Source organism: Brevundimonas faecalis, assembly GCF_040549405.1.
In the GTDB taxonomy this organism is placed as follows: Bacteria; Pseudomonadota; Alphaproteobacteria; order Caulobacterales; family Caulobacteraceae; genus Brevundimonas; species Brevundimonas faecalis.
The window spans coordinates 614780-633283 of sequence record NZ_JBEPTF010000001.1 but is presented as its reverse complement, the minus strand read 5'-3'; the positions used below and the strand labels follow the sequence as shown (position 1 = coordinate 633283).

At 62.8% G+C, this 18504-nt stretch carries 23 protein-coding genes; 9 read left to right on the top strand and 14 right to left on the bottom strand.

Going from position 1 to position 18504, the window contains the following annotated elements; genetic code table 11:
* Positions 1 to 286: 286 nt before the first annotated feature.
* The 3 genes from ABIE19_RS02955 to ABIE19_RS02945 form a co-directional block, all read right to left on the bottom strand.
* The gene (locus tag ABIE19_RS02955; RefSeq protein ID WP_354087629.1) at positions 287 to 619 is read right to left on the bottom strand and encodes a hypothetical protein; all 333 of its coding nucleotides are present in this window, start codon (positions 617 to 619) and stop codon (positions 287 to 289) included.
* Complete coding sequence (locus tag ABIE19_RS02950) at positions 612 to 848, bottom strand: hypothetical protein (RefSeq protein WP_354087628.1); 237 nt, start codon at positions 846 to 848, stop codon at positions 612 to 614. Before ABIE19_RS02950 ends, ABIE19_RS02955 begins: the two co-directional genes overlap by 8 nt.
* A 144-nt stretch (positions 849 to 992) precedes the next feature.
* Positions 993 to 1412, bottom strand: coding sequence for a DUF6766 family protein (locus ABIE19_RS02945; protein WP_354087627.1), 420 nt, complete (start codon positions 1410 to 1412; stop codon positions 993 to 995).
* A 266-nt stretch (positions 1413 to 1678) separates the two neighbouring features.
* On the opposite strand from ABIE19_RS02945, the gene ABIE19_RS02940 reads away from it, so the two are divergent.
* The gene (locus tag ABIE19_RS02940) at positions 1679 to 1942 is read left to right on the top strand and encodes a hypothetical protein (RefSeq protein WP_354087626.1); all 264 of its coding nucleotides are present in this window, start codon (positions 1679 to 1681) and stop codon (positions 1940 to 1942) included.
* Between the two features lie 180 nt (positions 1943 to 2122).
* Here the strand turns inward: ABIE19_RS02940 and ABIE19_RS02935 are convergent, their stop codons facing one another.
* On the bottom strand, positions 2123 to 2524 hold the full coding sequence (locus tag ABIE19_RS02935; RefSeq protein WP_354087625.1) for a hypothetical protein: 402 nt from the start codon (positions 2522 to 2524) through the stop codon (positions 2123 to 2125).
* A gap of 311 nt (positions 2525 to 2835) precedes the next feature.
* Here ABIE19_RS02935 and ABIE19_RS02930 point away from each other — a divergent pair, with 311 nt between their 5' ends.
* Positions 2836 to 4152 (top strand): hemerythrin domain-containing protein, encoded by a 1317-nt coding sequence (locus ABIE19_RS02930; RefSeq protein ID WP_354087624.1) that lies wholly within the window; start codon positions 2836 to 2838, stop codon positions 4150 to 4152.
* Between the two features lie 153 nt (positions 4153 to 4305).
* Here the strand turns inward: ABIE19_RS02930 and ABIE19_RS02925 are convergent, their stop codons facing one another.
* Complete coding sequence (locus ABIE19_RS02925; protein ID WP_354087623.1) at positions 4306 to 5472, bottom strand: MFS transporter; 1167 nt, start codon at positions 5470 to 5472, stop codon at positions 4306 to 4308.
* Positions 5473 to 5555: 83 nt separating this feature from the next.
* On the opposite strand from ABIE19_RS02925, the gene ABIE19_RS02920 reads away from it, so the two are divergent.
* Entirely contained in the window at positions 5556 to 6335 is a 780-nt protein-coding gene (locus tag ABIE19_RS02920) for an AraC family transcriptional regulator (protein WP_354087622.1), read from the top strand.
* A 15-nt stretch (positions 6336 to 6350) separates the two neighbouring features.
* Here the strand turns inward: ABIE19_RS02920 and ABIE19_RS02915 are convergent, their stop codons facing one another.
* Positions 6351 to 6725, bottom strand: a complete 375-nt coding sequence (locus ABIE19_RS02915; protein ID WP_354087621.1) for a hypothetical protein — start codon at positions 6723 to 6725, stop codon at positions 6351 to 6353.
* 295 nt (positions 6726 to 7020) lie between these two features.
* Here ABIE19_RS02915 and ABIE19_RS02910 point away from each other — a divergent pair, with 295 nt between their 5' ends.
* Together ABIE19_RS02910 and ABIE19_RS02905 are read left to right on the top strand one after the other, a co-directional pair.
* Positions 7021 to 8424: a glycosyltransferase family 2 protein gene (locus tag ABIE19_RS02910; protein WP_354087620.1), complete on the top strand. Its 1404-nt coding sequence runs from the start codon at positions 7021 to 7023 to the stop codon at positions 8422 to 8424.
* A complete protein-coding gene (locus tag ABIE19_RS02905; protein ID WP_354087619.1) occupies positions 8421 to 9386 on the top strand; it encodes a hypothetical protein in 966 nt (321 codons plus the stop codon). Before ABIE19_RS02910 ends, ABIE19_RS02905 begins: the two co-directional genes overlap by 4 nt.
* A gap of 321 nt (positions 9387 to 9707) precedes the next feature.
* On the opposite strand, the gene ABIE19_RS02900 is transcribed toward ABIE19_RS02905, so the two are convergent.
* The 4 genes from ABIE19_RS02900 to ABIE19_RS02885 are packed head-to-tail and all read right to left on the bottom strand — an operon-like array spanning position 9708 to position 13677.
* Positions 9708 to 10271, bottom strand: a complete 564-nt coding sequence (locus ABIE19_RS02900) for a lipocalin family protein (RefSeq protein WP_354087617.1) — start codon at positions 10269 to 10271, stop codon at positions 9708 to 9710.
* 21 nt (positions 10272 to 10292) lie between these two features.
* Positions 10293 to 11516, bottom strand: coding sequence for a class I SAM-dependent methyltransferase (locus ABIE19_RS02895; RefSeq protein WP_354087616.1), 1224 nt, complete (start codon positions 11514 to 11516; stop codon positions 10293 to 10295).
* Entirely contained in the window at positions 11513 to 12355 is an 843-nt protein-coding gene (locus ABIE19_RS02890) for a DUF1365 domain-containing protein (RefSeq protein ID WP_354087615.1), read from the bottom strand. Before ABIE19_RS02890 ends, ABIE19_RS02895 begins: the two co-directional genes overlap by 4 nt.
* Positions 12352 to 13677 carry an NAD(P)/FAD-dependent oxidoreductase gene (locus ABIE19_RS02885; protein WP_354087614.1) on the bottom strand — a complete coding sequence of 442 codons (1326 nt, stop codon included), beginning with the start codon at positions 13675 to 13677 and terminating at the stop codon, positions 12352 to 12354. The genes ABIE19_RS02890 and ABIE19_RS02885 overlap by 4 nt, the downstream gene beginning before the upstream one ends.
* 75 nt (positions 13678 to 13752) lie before the next feature.
* On the opposite strand from ABIE19_RS02885, the gene ABIE19_RS02880 reads away from it, so the two are divergent.
* From ABIE19_RS02880 to ABIE19_RS02870, 3 genes are read left to right on the top strand one after another with little or no spacing between them, the layout of a single operon-like run.
* Positions 13753 to 14418, top strand: coding sequence for a sigma-70 family RNA polymerase sigma factor (locus tag ABIE19_RS02880; protein WP_354087613.1), 666 nt, complete (start codon positions 13753 to 13755; stop codon positions 14416 to 14418).
* Positions 14415 to 15053 (top strand): cadmium/peroxide/UV radiation responsive anti-sigma factor ChrR, encoded by a 639-nt coding sequence (gene chrR / locus ABIE19_RS02875; protein WP_354087612.1) that lies wholly within the window; start codon positions 14415 to 14417, stop codon positions 15051 to 15053. The genes ABIE19_RS02880 and chrR overlap by 4 nt, the downstream gene beginning before the upstream one ends.
* Before the next feature lie 50 nt (positions 15054 to 15103).
* A complete protein-coding gene (locus tag ABIE19_RS02870; RefSeq protein ID WP_354087611.1) occupies positions 15104 to 15853 on the top strand; it encodes a DUF1295 domain-containing protein in 750 nt (249 codons plus the stop codon).
* Here the strand turns inward: ABIE19_RS02870 and ABIE19_RS02865 are convergent.
* From ABIE19_RS02865 to ABIE19_RS02850, 4 genes are all read right to left on the bottom strand, one after another.
* On the bottom strand, positions 15850 to 16257 hold the full coding sequence (locus ABIE19_RS02865) for a DUF2177 family protein (protein WP_354087610.1): 408 nt from the start codon (positions 16255 to 16257) through the stop codon (positions 15850 to 15852). The two genes, ABIE19_RS02870 and ABIE19_RS02865, sit on opposite strands and share 4 nt — an antisense overlap.
* 82 nt (positions 16258 to 16339) lie before the next feature.
* A complete protein-coding gene (locus ABIE19_RS02860; protein WP_354087609.1) occupies positions 16340 to 16984 on the bottom strand; it encodes a YoaK family protein in 645 nt (214 codons plus the stop codon).
* Positions 16985 to 17129: 145 nt separating this feature from the next.
* The gene (locus ABIE19_RS02855; protein WP_354087608.1) at positions 17130 to 17306 is read right to left on the bottom strand and encodes a DUF1328 domain-containing protein; all 177 of its coding nucleotides are present in this window, start codon (positions 17304 to 17306) and stop codon (positions 17130 to 17132) included.
* 218 nt (positions 17307 to 17524) lie between these two features.
* Entirely contained in the window at positions 17525 to 17821 is a 297-nt protein-coding gene (locus tag ABIE19_RS02850) for a hypothetical protein (protein ID WP_354087607.1), read from the bottom strand.
* Between the two features lie 289 nt (positions 17822 to 18110).
* On the opposite strand from ABIE19_RS02850, the gene ABIE19_RS02845 reads away from it, so the two are divergent.
* Positions 18111 to 18392 (top strand): hypothetical protein, encoded by a 282-nt coding sequence (locus ABIE19_RS02845; RefSeq protein ID WP_354087606.1) that lies wholly within the window; start codon positions 18111 to 18113, stop codon positions 18390 to 18392.
* The last annotated feature ends 112 nt before the right edge of the window (positions 18393 to 18504 follow it).

Here is an 18504-nt window from a genome sequence, read left to right as displayed (position 1 = left end):
CAGCAAGACGTCGGCGCGCCGACATGCGACAAAATGGCCGCACTGGTCTAAAGAGAAGCTTCGGCTTCCGAAACAGTTCCTACAGTCAAGTCTCCAAAATCTGAAATGGGCGATACCGGAAGCCCCTCGATTCCGCTTCAATGCAATTTCAGCCGCCCTGAAACGCGCCTCAGCAATAGTCGAGACAGCGCCAGAAGCACCGTGCGTGCGGCGAACGCCGATGAGGCGTGCGATAGTGATCCAGATGCAACCCCATAAGCGCCCGTGGAAAATCTTCTGCGTAACCTCATATGGCGACGGCCGATGCTTCTCGCGCCGGCCGTTCTGCAAATGCGACGATCTTTCGCGCGTCCGTATGTTCAGGAAGGCGGCTTTCGCCGCGGGCCTGGGAGGCTGCCTCTTCGACCTCTTCAGGCGGCCGTGCGCCCTCTTCTCTGCCTCCCTCTTCCTCATTCGCGTCCGACGCGCCGTCCGCGCTTGTAAAAACCCCCCGATCGTTGAACCCGACGCTGCCGAAGCCGACAGCGGAGCCTACGAATGTGTCATGGCGGCTCGACATCGCCGCTCGCGCCGGATCGTCTTCCGCCTGCACATCCTCCGATTTCTTGTCGTCAGACATGGGCCGCTTCCCCGGCATAGCCATAGGCGGTCGTCGTGACGCCGCCGCCGCTCGCCGACACCTCGAGACGCGGAATCCCATCCTCGAAGACATTGGCCTTCTGAAAGGTGCGGCTGTTTCGCAGCCGACGTTCCAACAGGCCGATGGCGGTGTTCAGGTTCGCGACACGCATCCTTTCGGTGCGCAGTATGCCGGTGCCTCGGCCCTTGTAGCGGACAGTGATTTCCATCGATTTTCTCCCGTTTCCAGAAGACAGAGCGAGAGGGAGAGGAGGACGTTGCGGACGTCGCCTTTTGAACTCAAGCGCAGGGCGCAGCGGCAATCACTCGCCTCTCCACTTATCGAGTTTACCTGGACATTCCAGAAACGCCGCCTACTCGTTTCCCGCCCCACGCTCCCCATAGGGCGGATCGAGGTGCATGGAGGCATGTCCGTGGCGGCGCAGATGACTTGCGTCGATCTCCTCGATCAAGGCCAGACCACGCGCTTGTCCTACGAGCTCCAGCAGGGCGTCCATCTTGGCCTCCATGCGGTCATCGTTCTCCTTCGAGGACGGAGAACCGACGTAGAGGAAATAGGCCAGGCCCACGACCTGCCACAGGAGTTGCAGGAACTCGGATTGCCAATTCTCGAAGGTGTCTCTTCCCATTTCGACCAGATAGGGACCGAGTTGCGCCGCTTCGCCGTGAGATTGGGCGTCGTTCACGTAGGCGAACCATCCAAACACCCAATGCAGCAGGATTGAGATGGTGAAGAAGGCCAAGGTGATCCACGCATAGGCGTACTTTTTCATCGCGTCGGCTCCTGTCGATCAAACTGTTCGGGAAGACGCTTGGCGCAGATGGCGTTCCTGCCGCCCGGCTTCTGTCGGAATCAGGACAGAAGCCGGGCGACGTCTTGTTCGCCCCGCGAACCTTGGGCCGCATTTCCGACACAAGGAACCTGGGCGCCGGAGACTGCGCTTACCCCCCGTTCTCTGGGAGGAGAGCATGGCCCGGCTGTGCAGCCCGCTTCCAACCGCGGCGGCGCGCCGGGCCGCTTTCATCATGTGCGATGTGGGTGAGTACGATGCTGCAAAGGAAACCTATTATTGAACGTGCGTTTGAACTGGCCGCCTCGGGTCAGTTCAGGATTCCAAGCGATGTCCGCAAAACCCTCTTCAAGGAGGGCTATACTCAGTCGGACGTCTTCACGCTCGAGGGGAGAGCGACATGGGCGCAGCTCCGCAAGCTCTGCTTGGAAAGCCGCCACGCCCCGCCCCCGAAGTCCGAAATTGGACAGTTGGAGCATGTGCTGTCCGATGGCGTTCTCGCCACGCCATGATGAAGAGCGGAGCCGCCTGAAGGGCAAAGGGCTCAATCGTCTCTTCTAGGGGCGGACGGCTCGGCTCTTGACCCATGACATGAGCCGAGCCGTTTCTCGCTCGCCCGTCTAACTTCGCCTTGGCGGTCCGTGCAGCGTAGAGAGGCTCCAGCCTTTTCCGCTCATAGGTTCGCAACCACTTCAGTCTGGATTGGCTATAGGCGGGGATGGCGGAACAGGCGTCCGGTCTTCACGATCCGCGGCGCCGACGGTTCGGGCCGCTTCCTCGAGATTTCTACGTTGGACCGGATGTTCGTCGGGCTGCGGCGTGGCGGAGCCAGGGTCAGTCTCCAAATCTCGTTCAGGTTGGATCTGCTGCTCGCCGACCTGTTGTTGCCCCACCCCGCGGGTCAGTTCCGCCGGATCTCCTCTGGAAACCCTATCCCTGCGGATCTTTGTCGATACGCCGTTTTCGTCGGTCAGGTAATCCGCACCCTCCGCCGCTTCGGCTTGCTCCGCCTTCTGTACGGCTTCCTGGCGGGCCTGTTCTTGTAGGCTATCCTCGCCCTCCCGCCGGATATTATCGTTATGCGCGTCGCTCATAGCTCGCTCCTTTTCCATCCTAATGGAAGAAAAGGGGCGAGCACGCGTTCCAAACGCATAGGTTAAAATAATTCCGTTAACAGTGAAGCGTCGCCGATATTAAGCGCTGGCGTAAGGAATGAACTTCACTGTTATGCTCATCTCGCATGATGAACGGATCCACGACAACAACAGAAGCTCAGATCAACGTTTATTTATTGCATCGCTGAAACCGCCGCATCAGCCGCTGGTTATCGGGGCGGACACGGCGAGATGAGCGCCGTCCAGGCGCGGCCCCTTCGGTCGTCCATGCCATCTGCAAGGAGGCCGTCATGGCGAAGCCGGACCCAACAGATAATTCCGAAGCCCCGAAGGAGGCCAACGAGGCCTCGCCCAGCGTAGCCGCTCTTGGCGAAACTTCGCCGCCGAGCACGACCCCGCCAGCGTCCGCAAATCCGCTTTCCAAGCTTCTGAGAGAAGATCACCGGCAGGCCGAAATCGGCTTCGACGCCTTTGAAAAAAGCACCGCCGCAAAACAGGCCCGGATCGTGGGAGAAACCTGCAGCGCTCTGTTGGCTCACATGCAAGCCGAGGAAGACGTTTTCTACGCTGCTTGCCGTCGCATGGACGACGCCGAAGACGCGGTCAAAGAAGCCCAGGTGGAGCATGACTGCGCCCAGCTGTTGGCGCGCGATCTCTTAGCCCATGCCGAGGAAGACGACCCCTACCGGAACGCCAAGTTCAAGGTCCTGTCCGAGCAGGTTCGCCGCCATATCCGCAAGGCTGAAACCCCGACCGAAGGCCTCTTGGCTAAGGCCGGTGCTGCAGGTTTGGACAACTCGGAACTGGCTCAGAAATACCGATCGCGCAAGGAGGCGCTTCTAGCCTCGGCCGACCGGCTAACCCCATCCCGGATGGCGTCCATCCAGGATGCCGCGACCATGGATCGCGGCCAAAGCAAGGAGAACGACATGGCTAGACAAGACAGACCTCGCGACGAGCAAGGACGGTTCATGAGCGATGACGACCGCCGGTACAACTCGCGCGAAGGCCGAGACTATGAACGGCGATCCTTCCGAGACGACGACAATGACGATCGAGCCGGCCGCTCCTACGCCGCCCAGCAACGCGATCGCGACGACCAGGGACGGTTCGTCAGCGACGACGATGATCGCGGACGGGGCGGCTATCGCTCTCGTTCCCGAGACGATGATGATCGGGACTATCGTTCTCGGTCGCGCGACGACGAGCGTGACTCTCGTGATCGCGGCCACGGCGGCTGGTTCGGCGATTCCGAAGGCCACTCCCGAGCCTCGCGCGAAGGCTGGGATAATCGCGGCTACGGGGCGCGGGACCGCGACGATGATCGTGGAAGTCGATCATCCCGGTATGATCGTGACGATGATGATCGCCGCTACAGTTCCCGCGATCACGGCCAAGGCGGATGGTTCGGGGATTCGCAGGGCCACTCTCGGGCTTCCAGGGAGGGCTGGGAGCATCGCGGCGGCGGTCGGAACGAAGACTATCGCTCCCACTCTCGTGACGACGACGATCGCGGTTCGTCTCGAGGCCGCAGCCACGGCGGCTGGTTCGGCGATCCTGAAGGCCATTCGCGGGCTTCACGCGAAGGCTGGGATCATCGACGCTGAACTCTCCCACGCTAGGAGCACTGAAAGGGCCGCGCCAAGCGGCCCTTTCTCATAGAGGCCGACGCTCGGAGGCGATGAACTCAAAGGCGAAGACGAGCCATGCGCCGCTTGGTCCTTGGAAATCTAGCCTCAACTCACCCCGGCTCCAGCCTGCTAAGCAGCTTTAGGCACTAAGCCTTGCCGTTTCGCATATATAGCGAGAGCCCCGAAGATGGCGCAGGCAGCGAGGAGAATGTCCAGCCGCTGACCAAAGCCTGCCGCCGTCAGCCCTGCTCCAAGTAGAACATAGTAGAGCATGCTCAGAACGGCGCCTGCGGCGCCAAGCCGATCCCCGTAGTTTCGCAAGGCTCCGGTCAGGATGTTCGGGATGGCCACGGCATAGGCCAGGGCGACGATGGCCATGCCGATTATGAAGGCTGGACTGGACGCCAGCAGGATCACGCCTCCGGCCCCGATCCCCAGCAACAGAACACTAGCCTCGACGAGTTGTCCGGCACGCGCGCCACGCTGCAGCAGCACCGAATTGATGAAGGCCCCAAGAAGCGAAGCGGCAGCGAGAACAAGACCGCTTTGTCCGAACGCGAACCAGCGTGTCTCCAACCGCTCGAACAAGAAGGGGCCAAGCTGGTAGAAGCCGAAGATCGCGAGATTAAAGACGGCGATCAACACGGCGTTGCCCCAGATATCGCCATCCCTCAGCATGTCGCGCAGGGTCGACAGAAAAGAAGCCGCCCGAACTTCGGACGGTCGCGTTTCAGGCCAGAACGCAAAGCTCAAAGCCAGAAGACCCGTCGCAAGCAGCCCAAGCCCGCCGAAAACGCCCTGGTGGCCTGCGCAGGACGCAATCGCCTGACCCAGAACCATACCGATAGCGGGGCTTACCGCCAGGGCGCCCCCAAGCCATGAGAAGACGCGAGCAAGATCCGATCCGCGATAGCTGTCGCGCAACGCCGTCTGGACGACGATGGAGCCGACGGCGGCGCCGAAAGCCGAGATCAGTCGAGCCATGAGAAGTTGCGGGAAATCTCCCGCGACCATCGCCCAGCCGGAGCCGATCGCATAAAGCGCCAATCCGCAAAGCAGCACAGGACGACGACCGACCCCATCACAAAGCCGCCCCCAGATCACCACGCCAAAGGCGAAAGCCACAAACCACAAGGACAGCGTCTGCGCCGCCTCCTGGGGCGTCGCATGATAGGCCGCCGCGATCAGCGGCAAGGTCGGACTGTAGATGGTCTCCACAACCTGAGGAAAGCTGAGAAGCAGAATGACAAGGGCTAGGGGAGGACGACGGATCATGAGGCTGGGACATTGAATCATCCCGCCCTTCTATCGGATTGCCGCATTGCCCATTACAAACACAATGACATAATATATAGAAAATCGGACAACGAGGGATTAACTTGGCCTGGCTGAGGCCCACTGACCCATTTGACGTCGACCAATTGGCTCATCCCGTCGCAGGTATCGCCTCGCGGCTGGTGCAGCACGATTCAGGCTGGCACGCTCATGGTCGCGGTCAGCTGCTTTTCGCCTTCTCAGGCTCGATCCGCATCATGCTGCCGGGAATGATCTCGATGTTGCCGCCGATCCGCGTGGCGTGGATTCCGTCGGGCGTTCCGCATCGGATCCGCATCCGCAGCGAAGTCGATTACCGGTCCATCTATCTCGATCAAAACCACATCCCTGCTCCCTTCGCAGCGCCGGCCATCGTCACCATGACTCCCCTGTTGCGAGAGGTGTTCGAGCGCATCAGTTTTCAGTCGCTCGATACCGACTGGTCAAAGGGAGCGGCGCGAAACTTGTTGGCGGTCTGTATGGATGAACTGGCGGCTGCGCGGCATGAACCGATGCTCCTGCCGGTTCCCTCTGATCCGCGACTTGCGGGATTGAATCTTGAGGCGCTTCCGCCAGAGTTGGAGGCTCTGTCCGAAGAGATCGGCGCGAGCACGCGGACCATTAGCCGTATCTTTCGACGCGAAACCCGAATGGGCTATCAATCATGGCGGCAAAGCTGGAGACTTTTGCGGGCCGTAGACCTTCTCGCCTCCGGCCTGTCCGTCACTCCCATTGCATCCGAACTCGGCTTCGCCAGCGACAGCGCCTTTATCGTCTTCTTCCGGCAGATGACCGGGGAGACCCCGAAGCGTTATCTGCACAGAGGAAGACAAACCTCCGCCTAGAGGAAATTGCCTCCATCACCGCCCAGAGAGGCGCAAAAATATCAGAAACGCGAGCGTGAACCCTAGGTGGACGCCGAGGAAGAGCCTCGCCGATTCTCGCGCCTCACCGGTCGCAACGCCCCAGACGTCATTTAGCGCGACGACCCCGAAACCGACGGCGTTGGCGATAAGGATCTTGCGCAAAGAGCCGACGAAAGGCGTTCCGCGCGAAAGCCAATTCAACACGGCTATACCGAGAAACGGCCCTCCCAATAGCCTGAGCAGAGCGATGAGTTCTGTCGAAGCGTCAGCGGGAACGGCCCCCACGCCGAACTGAAGCGGCACGAACAGAAGCGCCAATCCCACGACCGCGAGATAGACGGACGAAAGCGTCAAGGTCAGGCGGATCATAGCTTCCCTCCCTGCTTGAGAGCTTCGTTATGCGTGACAGCGACGAACGAGGCCAAAAGGCATTTCCTCTCCGCAGAAGCCGCCACGCGCCTGCCGCGCACCAAGATACAATCCAGATGAATACGATAGTGATTTTCATTATTCGCGCCGCTATGCATTTGTTTACAAATTTGGCGCAAACTTACCGGGTATTGGGTCGTGTATTCGTCTAAGTGTGCCGCAATTCGTCATTCGCCGCTTAAGAAATGACGATTCCACGTCTCGTCGGACGCGCTGAATCGTCGCCGAGGTCCTCATGTCGATCCAGACGACCACACGCGAGCAGCCCGCCATCAAGGCGGTTGAAGCCGCGCCTGCCGATATCGCTCGCCGCTATCGCCGCCTCTATCTCACCGTCCCCGCCAAATTCACGCTCGCCCTGTTGCTGGCGGTGGCCTGGACAGCGCTGAGCGTTTGGCTGTCGCAGCGCTGGCTCAATGACCTGGCCGCGCTCACCAACTGGGCGTTCGCCCTGCTCGCCATCGGCTTCATCGCCTATGTGCCCGGCTTCATGAACGCCTTCTTGCTAGGCACACTGCTGTTCGATCGGCGTCTGCCCCGAGTTCGCCCGACAACCTATCCTTCCGTCAGCATCCTGGTGGCGGCCTATAACGAAGCGGCCGCAATTCGGGACACCCTGACCAGCCTCGCCATCCAGACCTATCCCGGTTCCTACGAGGTTCTCGTCCTCAACGACGGCTCGACCGACGCTACCGTCGCACTGGCCCGACAGGCGATCCGAGACCTGAACTTCCCTGCCAACGCCGAGGTTCGGGTGCTTGATTATCCGGTCAACGCAGGCAAGGCAGCGGTCTTGAACCGGGGGCTGAAAGAGGCGAAGCACGACCTGATCATCACGATCGACGGCGATTCCTGGGTGCGGCACGACGGTCTCGCTCAGATTGTAGAGCGCCTGCTGACTGATCCGGCCAACACCCAGGCCGTCGCCGGCGCCGTCATGGTCCGCAACTCGCGCCAAAACTTCCTGACCCGCGCTCAGGAGTGGGACTACTTCCACGGCATCGCCGCAGTGAAGCGAATGCAGTCCATGTATCACGGCACCCTCGTGGCCCAAGGCGCCTTCTCTCTCTATCGCCGCGAAGCCTTGGAAGAAGTGGGCGGCTGGCCCGAATGCGTGGGCGAGGACATCGTGGTCTCTTGGGCCTTGCTCGAAAAGGGTCACCGCATCGGCTATGCCGAGGACGCCCTCGCCTTCACAAACGTGCCCACGAAATTCAGGCAGTTCGCCCTGCAGCGCAAACGCTGGTCGCGCGGATTGATCGAAGCCTTCAAGGCGCACGGCTCCCTGCTGTTCAAGCCGCGCCTGACCACCATCTTCATCTGGTGGAACCTGTGCTTCCTCCCGCTGGACCTCGTCTACACCTTCATCTTCATCCCCGGTTTGGTTTTGGCTCTGTTCGGAATCTTCTGGATCGCCGGTCCGCTGACCTTGGCCGTCCTGCCGTTGGCGGCGTTGTGGAATATGTTCATCTTCCGCATCCAGCGTCGCATGTTCCGACGCGAAGGCCTGAAGGTGCGCCGCAATTTCGGGGGCTTCCTCTTCTACGCGCTGGGCTACAGTCTGGTGATGCAGCCCGTCTGCGTCTGGGGCTACGGCGCTGAACTACTGGGCATGAGAAAGAAATGGGACACCAAATGAGGCGTATCCTCGGCGCTGCCGCATCGCTCGCCCTTGCCGCAGCCGGGGGAGCCCACGCCCAGACGGGCGAGACCGCGCAGCAGACAGCCCGCGCGGAACATCCCGACACGACCGCGGCCGGCTTCCTTCCTTCCCACGCCGTCGGCCTGGATGTCTTCGCCTCGACCGACGCCGACGACACTGACGTCATCAAGGCCGGGATCAACCTCGACTGGCGCTATCATGGGCCCGACGACTATATGGGCCTGCGTGTCGAAACGGCCCGCTTCAAGCCCCTGGGTCAGGAGACGACGGAGGATCAACGCGTCTATCTGCGCTTCGCCGATAAGACCGGCGACTGGTCATGGAAGGGCCAGATCGGGACCGACGGCGAAACCGTGCTGGGCTCTGCAAGCGTCCACAACGACGCGCGTTTTCGCCAAGAATATTTCATCGAGCGCGAGATACTGGAAACCCGGCGCGGGCTGAATGAAGGCCTCTACTACACCTTCGTCGGAGGCGCTTTCGATCTGCCGGTCAACGACCGCAACAACTTCACCGTCGTTGCGGGCGTGCAGGACTTCACCGGCGACAACGTCCGCACCCACCTGCGCCTCAACTACATCCACGTGGTCAAACCCGAGTGGGGGCTGTCAGCGCAGGTTCGCACCCGCTACTTCCACAGCAGCGATCCTGGCGAGTACGACTACTTCTCGCCCAAGAACTATCTGGAGATCATGCCGGTTCTGCAGGTCCGTCGCTATTACGGCGGTTGGCGCTATGTCGTCGCCGGAGGGGTCGGAGCCCAGAAAGAGACTGGCGGCGATTGGCGCAGCGCGCGCTACTTCAACGCCCAGGTCGTAAGCCCGCCGATCCGCGAATGGGCGATCAACGCAGGCTTCACCTACAGCAATACGCCCATCTCAAGCGGCTACACCTACGACTACACCCAGGTGAATTTCGGCGTCGTGCGAGCCTTCTAGGTGAGCTCCATAGAGCCCCCCCAAGAATCTCGTCCAGGGGTCGGAGCGCCTTTAAAACAACCGGCCCTGCGGCGTCCCGCTTGGGGCGGCCGCGGTCGAGCCGCGAAGTCGGGGCGCTGCGAAACGAAGGCGCATGTCCCGTCCGTACGCGGCGGCGCGCCTCATAGGGCGTCAGAACGCCGACGCTCGACGGAGGGCTTCGTGGCGCAGGCCTCCGCGACCGTAACCAGAGCCGCCGTTCCCAACCGCCAAACCCCTTGCCCGCCCTCCTTGCCTCTCCCTCTCGCGAAAGGGGGCGATGGAGGACCTCGACAAACAGTTTCAGGGCAGATGCCGGGTCTCGCGCACCAGGGCGAGATCATAGCCGAGAGCGGCCGTGCGGGACGTGATGGCCGCCCTGAGGGCGTCCGAAGGTTTCGCCATTCGGCTCAAAAGCCAGAGATACCGGCCCGAAGGCTCGCCGACGATGGACCAGGAATAGTCGTCGGCATGATCCAAAATCCAGTAGTCGCCGATATAGAAGGGTCCAAAGAAGGAGACCTTCAGCTTGGCGTCGCCGCTTTCTGCGACCACCTTGGCCCTCCCCTCGGCCGTCTTCACAGGACCATCGACGCCGCCCTGGCGGCAGGTGTTCAACACATTGACCAAACCATCCTCGCGCAGGGCGTATTCCGCCGTCACCGCCTCGCATCCGCGCTCGAAGCCGTTCTCATAGCGGCCGATCTCGTACCAGAGCCCGGCGTACCGACTCAGCTCGACCGACCGTGAAGGCTGGGGCACGGCGGGGTTGCCCACGGGGCCGCCTTGCAGCGCAGCGCAGGCCGACAGGGCCAAGATAGAAGCCGCTGCAACGACAAGGACAGTAGAGGCGTGTTTCAGGATCATCAGAATGTTCAGGATTGAAGATCAGGCGCGCTCCAGCGCCATCTGGATCACGTCGGTGCGGCCGGACCGGAAGCCGGCCTCGCAATAGGCCAGATAGAAGCGCCAGAGACGACGGAAGCGGTCATCGAAGCTCGCATCCGTGCGAACGATCCCGTCCCATGCCCTTTCGAAACGCCGCGCCCATTCAGCCAGGGTTTCGGCGTAGTCGTCGCCGAAACGCTCGACGCTGGTCGGACTCAGGCCGGCTTGCGCCATCACGTCCCCCATCTTCGGCTCGGACGGCAGGGAGCCGCCGGGAAAGACGTACTTCTGGATAAAATCGGTGCGGGCGTCGTATTCGTCGAACAGCTCGTCCTGGATGGTGATTATCTGCAGACCCGCCCGGCCGCCCGGCGTCAGCACGTCGTGGACCTTTTGGAAATAGGCCGGCCAATATTCGCGCCCGACCGCCTCGAACATCTCGACCGAGGCGACACGGTCGAACCGGCCCTCAACGTCGCGATAGTCGATCAGACGGATATCGACGCGTTCCGCCAGGCCCGCATCAAATAGACGACGGCGCGCATAGTCATGTTGTTCGCGTGAGATGGTGACGCCAGTGACCCAAGCCCCGATCTCGCGCGCGGCGAACTCGGCGAAGCCGCCCCAGCCGCATCCGATCTCCAGCACGCGATGTCCTGGTTGCAGGTCCATCATCCGCGCAAGAGAGGCGTACTTGGCGCGCTGAGCCTCCTCAAGCGCCTGCCCCGGCGCCTCGAACCGCGCCGAGGAATAGGTCATCGAAGGGTCTAGCCAGGCCCCGTAGAAGCTGTTGCCCAGGTCATAGTGGGCGTGAATATTGCGGCGCGATCCCCGACGGCTGTTGCGGTTCAACCGATGGCCGACCCAGTTGATCAGGTTCATCAACGGATTGCCGTCGAACAACCGCCGGATATGGTCGTAGTTGTTGACCAGGGTTTCCAGCAGGACCGCCAGATCGGACGTTTCCCATTCCCCCGCCATATAGCCTTCGGCGAAGCCGATATCCCCATTCCTCAACACACGGGCGGCGAAGCGGGTATCGCGGATGATCAGGAGGGCGGCGTGGCCGGGCAAGCGCCCTGTCAGCTGATGGCGTGCGCCGTCGGGCAGGACGAGGGTCAGACGCCCCCAGGTCCAGTTGGCCGAGAGAAGGCGCAGAAACAGCCCCATGATCGGAGACGCCGGCGACTGGTCGGTTCGCTCGTTGTAAAAGGCGATGGTCATGAGGTCAGTCGGCCTTCTGTTCGGGACGGCCCGGGGGTTCGCGCGAGACGGGTTTCATGAGCTCGATGCTGGATGGTGACAGGGTCCCATGCCGGCGGCGGCTGACGGGTCAGACCCACGCCCTTGATCCAGAGCTTCAACGCCTCCCAATGGATGGCGGCCATGACCTTCAGGGTCATGAGGGGCAAGGCCGCTGTCGCAGACCATAACGCCCGGTCCTCCAACGCGCGACGCTCGCCGGACATGGCGGCTGTGATCAACAGACCTTCGGCGTCCACGCCGTCGATCGCTAAGTCCAGACGAGCGCCGGGCGCATGGCCGCGAAAGACATAGTCCATCTCCATCCCCATAAAGGGGGAGACATAGAGGGCCTTGGCGGCGCTCTGGCGGATCAAACCGGCCGCCTGGTCCGGCTCCGACACCGGAACGACATAGGCGTGGCGAACCCCAAAGGTGCTCGTCACCTCATAGACCATGGCCGCCAGCCGTCCGTCGGAGTGATGGCAATAATAGAGGCTGATCGGATTGAAGACGTAACCCAGCACGCGCGGCATGGTCAGAAGGCGGATCGGACCGTCGCCGATGTCGAGGTCTGCGCGAGCCAAGAAGGTCTCGATCTGGGGCCGCAGGGCCGCCCCCGATCCGTCGCCATGATCCCGGTCGTGAAAGGAGATCAGGTTGAACCGGTTGCGCGAGAACAGGCGCAGTCGGCGCTCCAGACCTTCTATCTCGGCTAGATCAAGCAACAACCAGAAGACGCGATAGTTCAGCCGGTGCGCCTTGGGTCGTAGTCGCCGGTGCATGACCTCGCCGCGATACAGCGCGGAGGCCTGGGTCATGACGCCGTCTCGCGCCTAGGGCGCGCGGGCGACATCACATGGATGCGCCCGCTCTCGTTCTCGACCGACCAGGGACGTCGCACGCCGCCCAGTTGTTCGGCCACGGCCAGGCCCGACTGCAGGCCGTCCTCGTGGAAACCCGCGCCGAAGTGGGCGCCGCAGAACCAGACGCCGCCCTGGCCTTGCAGGCTCCACAACTGTTTCTGGGCCCGGATGGCGGCCGAGTTGAAGATCGGATGCTCATACAGTTCGCTGCGCAGCAGGGTGTCCGGCCTAGGCGGACGCGGCGGATTTAGAGTGACGAACAGGTCCTGGCCGGAAAGGCCCTGAAGCCGGTTCATCCAGTAGGTGACGCATAGGCCGTCGTCGGCGCCGATGTAGTTCCAGCTCGCCCAGGCGCGACGGCGTTGCGGCATCAGGCCGGCGTCGGCGTGCAGCACTGTCAGGTTGCGGCTGTAGCGGAAGGCCCCCAGAAGCTCCTTTTCCCCTTCGGTCGGCTCAGCCAGCATGGCCAGGGCTTGATCCGCATGGGCGCCGATGACGACATGGTCGAAGCGCTCGACCCCGCCCTGGCTGTCATGGACCATGACCCCTCGCTCGACGCGGCGCACCGCGGTCACGCCATGCTCCAGCCGCACGTCGTCGATCTCGCGCGCCAGACGCTCGACATAGACACGGCTGCCGCCCTCCACCGTCCGCCACAGCGGCCGGCCCGCCAGCTGGAGCAGACCATGGTTGCCGCAGAAGCGAATGAAGGCCTCCGCCGGATAGTCCACCAAGGCGTGAGCGGGCGAGGACCAGATCGCCGCGGCCATCGGCAGCAGATGGTCGTCCCGAAAAGCTTCGCTGAAGCCTTGGCGCTTCAAATACTCGCCTAGCGTCAGACTGGGATCGGACAAGCCAGCCAGATCAATCGGAGCTTCGCGGTAGAAGCGCAGAATCTCGCCCAGCATGGACCAAAATCGGGGTCGCAGGACATTGCGCCGCTGGGCGAAAAGGGCAGGCGCCGCATATTCGAAGCGCCCGTGGTCCAGAGACACGGCGAAGGACATGTCGGTCGCGCGGGTCTGGACCCCCAGATGCGCGAACAGGGCGATCAGATTGGGATAGGTGGCGTCGTTGAAACAGATGAAGCCGGTGTCCACCGCCCTCTCGCCGGTCGCGGTCCCTGCAGTCACCGTATTGGAATGGCCCCCGAGGCGATCCGCCTTCTCATAGAGCGTCACCGCGTGCCGCTGCGACAGAAGCCAGGCCGAAGACAGGGCTGCGACGCCCGACCCGACTACGGCGATCTTCAACCGGCGATCGAAGGAATGCGGCATGACGGCTCCGGAACACGCCTGCCGAGGCTTTGCAGGCTGACCGAATTACGCAGCCCGCTCATGATCGGATTGCGAATGATCCAGACTTTTTCCCGAAGCGTATTAGGCTTCATGCATGTCGAGGCCGCCTCATCCACATCTTCAGCCCGCGTCTTGGCCCGCATGAGCGCCGAAGGTCCCACGTCGGTCGCTTTTGCGCATGACCGCCTGATCGAAGCGGTCGCCTTGCGGCGCGATCGCGAAGCCTTCGCCGAGCTGTTCAACTATTATGCGCCCCGTTTGAAGGCGTGGCTGATCAAGTCAGGCGCGACCGCCGCCGCCGCAGAAGATTTCGCCCAGGACGCCATGCTGACGCTCTGGCGCAAGGCTGACCTGTTCGACGCCCGTAAGGCTCGGGCCGCGACCTGGATCTTCACCATCGCTCGCAACCGCCGCCTTGACATGCTGCGCCGCGACGCCCGGCCCTTGCCGACGCCGGAAATCGACTTGATCGATTCCCAGACGCCCCAACCGGACGACATCCTGGCCGCCTCCCAGGATGCGGAACGCGTGCGCGACGCCCTTTCCCGCCTCAAGGCGGATCAGGTCGAGGTGCTGCGCCTCGCCTTCTTCATGGACAGTCCTCATTCCGAAATCGCCCAGCGGCTGGACCTGCCCCTGGGGACGGTCAAGTCCCGCATTCGAAACGCCATGATCAAGCTCCGCCTCATCCTCGAAGCCTCCGCGGGGGCGCCGCGATGAACTCGCACCGCAATCCCTCCGAAGAGCGGCTGCTCGCCTATGCGGCGGGGGCCCTGAGCCCGCCCGAGGCCGTGGTCGTCGCCGCCCATCTGGCGCTGCGCCCGGCCAACGAAGCCTGGGTGCGCCGACTCCAGACGGTCGGCGGGAAATTCCTCGAAGAAGCCGTTCCGGCCGCCCTGTCCGACGACGCCTTGGCGCACGCCCTGGCGCGGATCGAGACCGACGCTGGCGAGGTGAAGCTCCCTGCGCCGCTCAACGACATGCCCGAGTTGCCCGAGCCCTTGCGGCGCTACGCCCTCGGTCCCTGGCGCTGGATCGGTCCCGGCGTTCGGGCCCGCGATGTCCACGCGCCGCGTGACGGCGCCTGCCGGGTCATCCTGCTGAAGATTGATCCCGGTCGTGAGACGCCGCGTCACACCCACGCAGGGGTCGAGCTGACCTGCGTCCTGTCCGGCGCCTACGCCACCGAAACCGAGCGTTTTGACGTCGGCGATCTGGAAGAAGCCGATCAGGAAGTGCTTCACCAGCCTCGCGTCGTCTCGGATATCCCTTGCCTCTGCGTCGTCGCCTTGGACGGCGAGATCCAGCTCGACGGCTGGCTGGGGCGGCTGATGCAGCCCTTCGTTCGGCTGTGATAGGCTTGCTGCCGCTCTGGGGCGCGGCGGCGCTCTTTTTAATCGCCGTGATGAGCGCGGCCTGGCTGGTTCAACGCCGCACCGGACAGGGCGGCTGGGCCGACGTCTTCTGGTCCTTCGGCCTGGGCCTGGCCGGCGTCGGCGTCGCCCTCTTCCCTGTGAGCGGAGCCGCCCCTTCCGCACGCCAATGGTTGGTCGCCGCCCTGATCGGGCTCTGGAGCCTGAGGCTGGGCCTGCATATCGCGCGCCGCGCCGCCGGCGAAGCCGAGGACGCCCGCTACGCTCGTCTGCGCGCGGAATGGGGCGACCGCTTCCAGACGAAGATGTTCGGCTTTCTTATGCTCCAGGCCGGCGCCGCCGCCTTCCTCACGCTCAGCCTGCTGGCGGCGGCGCGGAATCCCGCGGCCGGACCGAGCTTGCAGGACGGGATCGCCGCCCTGGTCTTCCTATCCGCCGTGATCGGCGAAGCCGTGGCCGATCGCCAGCTCGCCGCCTTCAAGGCCGATCCCGCCAACCGAGGCCGCGTCTGCGACATCGGCCTCTGGGGGTGGTCGAGGCATCCCAACTACTTCTTCGAATGGCTGGGGTGGTGCGCCTGGCCGGTCTTCGCCATCGACCTCGACGGTTCCTGGACCTTCGGCTGGCTGGCCTTGAGCGGCCCCGCCTACATCTATTGGCTGCTGACCGAGGTGTCGGGCGCCCCCCTGCTGGAGGCTCATATGCGCCGGTCGCGCCCCCAGGCCTTCGCGGCCTACGCCCGGCGCACCAGTCGCTTCTTTCCCCGCCCCCCGAAGCCCTAGACCGCGCGAAGCAGCCGCATCGCGAGGGCGCAGGCGATCGACGACGACCCTGCGCTGACGCAGACGCCCCAAGCCATGTCGATCAGCGACAGCTTCAGGCTCCAAGTCTTGAGCGTGGCGAGATTGGTCAGGTCATAGGTCCCGTAAGCGAAAAAACCAAAGAGACCGCCCCATAGGAGCGCCTTTTTCCATCCGCCGTCTGCAAGGCCGGGCAGGACGGCGAAGATCGTCAGGCCGGCGGCGTACAGGGCGTAGAAGGCCGCCGCGGGAGCCAAGCGGAAGTTGTCCGCCAACACGGACCCGATAAGAGGGCGATAGAGTCGGTTCCCCATGCTTCCCAGCCAAACCGTGTCGATGACGGCGAAGACGACCAGAGTCAGAAGATAGGCGATCGCTAGGTTCATGGCGCGGCTCCGTCAGCGTTTCAGCGAAATACGTCGGCGACGACCGAACGGATCGTTCCCCGCATTCAAGGGGAAATAGATTCTAGGATTGGAGGTTTCGGCGAGTTGCGACTGAGAGGCCAGTCAGAAGCATCATCGCAGCGATGGCGAAAGCCAAGGCGTTGGGACCGAAATGCGCGAAGGATAGAGCGCCCAAAATCGCCCCGGCGAGCAGTCCTGACCAGAGCAGCAAGTATGGCAACCACCCCAATTTGTCGCCGCCCCACAGCGCGACCGTCAATCGTTTGCCTAGTTTGACCAGTGCGCCCGTCATATAGGTCAAGCCTATACTGACCTCGCCGTTTTCTGCGAATACGGCGTTCTGCGCTCCCATGGCGAGAGCGAGCGGCATTGCGGCGAGAACGCCAAGATTCATCCAATGCGCCAGGATAGCGAGCACCAACAGCACGGTAACGAGTGCAAGGATGGCGGTCTCTTTCTGCGCTCTTGCGATCCGACCAAGGCTGGCTCCGAGAACCACGCCGGCGACAAACGAGAGGATCAATCCACCAGCCACCGCCGCTACAGAAGCTCCTCCGGCCAGTCCGATGCCTAGCCTGGTCGAATTGCCGCTCATGAATGAGACGAAGAAGCCGCCAGTCATGAGGAAGCCGACGACATCCACAAAGCCTGCGACGGCGGAGAGGCAGGCCGCGAGGGTTCTCGATCGAAGGTCAAGTCGGTTCATTGTGCGATGGCTATCATGCTGCACTCGGGGACCTAGGCAAGCCGACTTTCGTCCCTTCGCTTCGTACTCTCCTTTGCCCTGAGAAGCCGATAGCAAAAGGCCCCGGCGATGACCGGGGCCTTTCACGCACCGCTGAAACGACGCGTCAAATTCGCGGCCCACGTCCGCGTAAACCGCCCACCACCAGCGAAACCACGAAGAGAATGACGGCGATGATGGCGATGAATTTCGCGATCTCGAACGACATGCCCGAGATCCCGCCGAAGCCGAGCACGGCGGCGACCAGGGCGATGATGAAGAAGATGATGGCCCAACGTAACATGGACGGTCCTCTGGAATGTGGATGACGGCGAGACCATCGACACCTCCATGCCGATCGTTCCACTCGTCGACCAACGCGCCCGTGACTCGACTGTTCCGTTCATTCCAAACGGCGCTACCGGATGTTCGGAAGCTACGGCTCCGAGGACGACGCTGGAGCAATGCATGGCTTGCTTGAGAGAGCGCCCGCTCTATCGGAAGAGCGGCTTGTCCTTGTTCCTACGCGGCTGCTTCAGTCATTTCACAGGCCGCGCCGGCTACGGCCAGCAAGCTCCCTCCGACCAGATGCGGCGTGTCGTCCGACGATACCGGCGGCAGGCATATGAAGCGTGCGGCCCTTTCTCCATTCCTCAGGTACAGGTGGATTTCGACGTGATCGCCTGCTGCGCTCAATCTCTCCGCAGTGTCTTTCGCGGCCTCTTCCGCTGCGCGTCCGCGCGTAAACAGCTGGGGCTCCATGTCGTCAACACGGACCGCCCAGGCTTCGCCAAAGGGCTCAACAACGATGGTTCGCATCGAAGCATCTCCAGTGAAGTTTGAAGGCGGTCGCTATCTGGAGAGCATCGGCGACCGTTCAAGGGGGGCTATGGAGACTGCGCTTTCTCCTTTCTCCGTGTCGCAAGATGGCGAACAAGAACCCAGCCCTGTCGGCTGCCGTTACAGTCCCGCGACTTCCTAACGAATGGAGCTCCTGGAAACGATATCCGCCGTCCTCCGACCGTTGCGGGACGGGCGGAGGACGCCCTCGTCGGGAACCTCACGCCCGTTGTTCGATTGGAAAAGGATCGAACGAGGAGGACATCTGATGCCCACGGAAAAAACAGTCGAGCATGCAGACGGCACGGTCGAGCGCACCACCACGACCGAAGGTCAGCGGGTGATCGTGGAGCGGCGGGGCGGAGGCATGGGCGGCGTGATCGCTCTCGTCATCGGCCTGCTCCTGGTCGCGGTCGTCGGCTACTTCCTGCTGAACATGAGCCAGAACAAGCAGATCGAATCCAATGCGATCGCCGGAGCCGCTGAAAGCGTGGGCGAGGCCGCCGACAATGTGGGCGAAGCCGCCCGCTCAGTCACGCCCGCGAACTAGCCATGCCGTCCGCGTGAGTGCGGCCCAACTAGCATCGCCCCAGCCTCCGACCCGTCATTCAAGGCCCGCTCTCTTCGGAGGGCGGACCTTCATCACTTCAGGGATGCTGTCT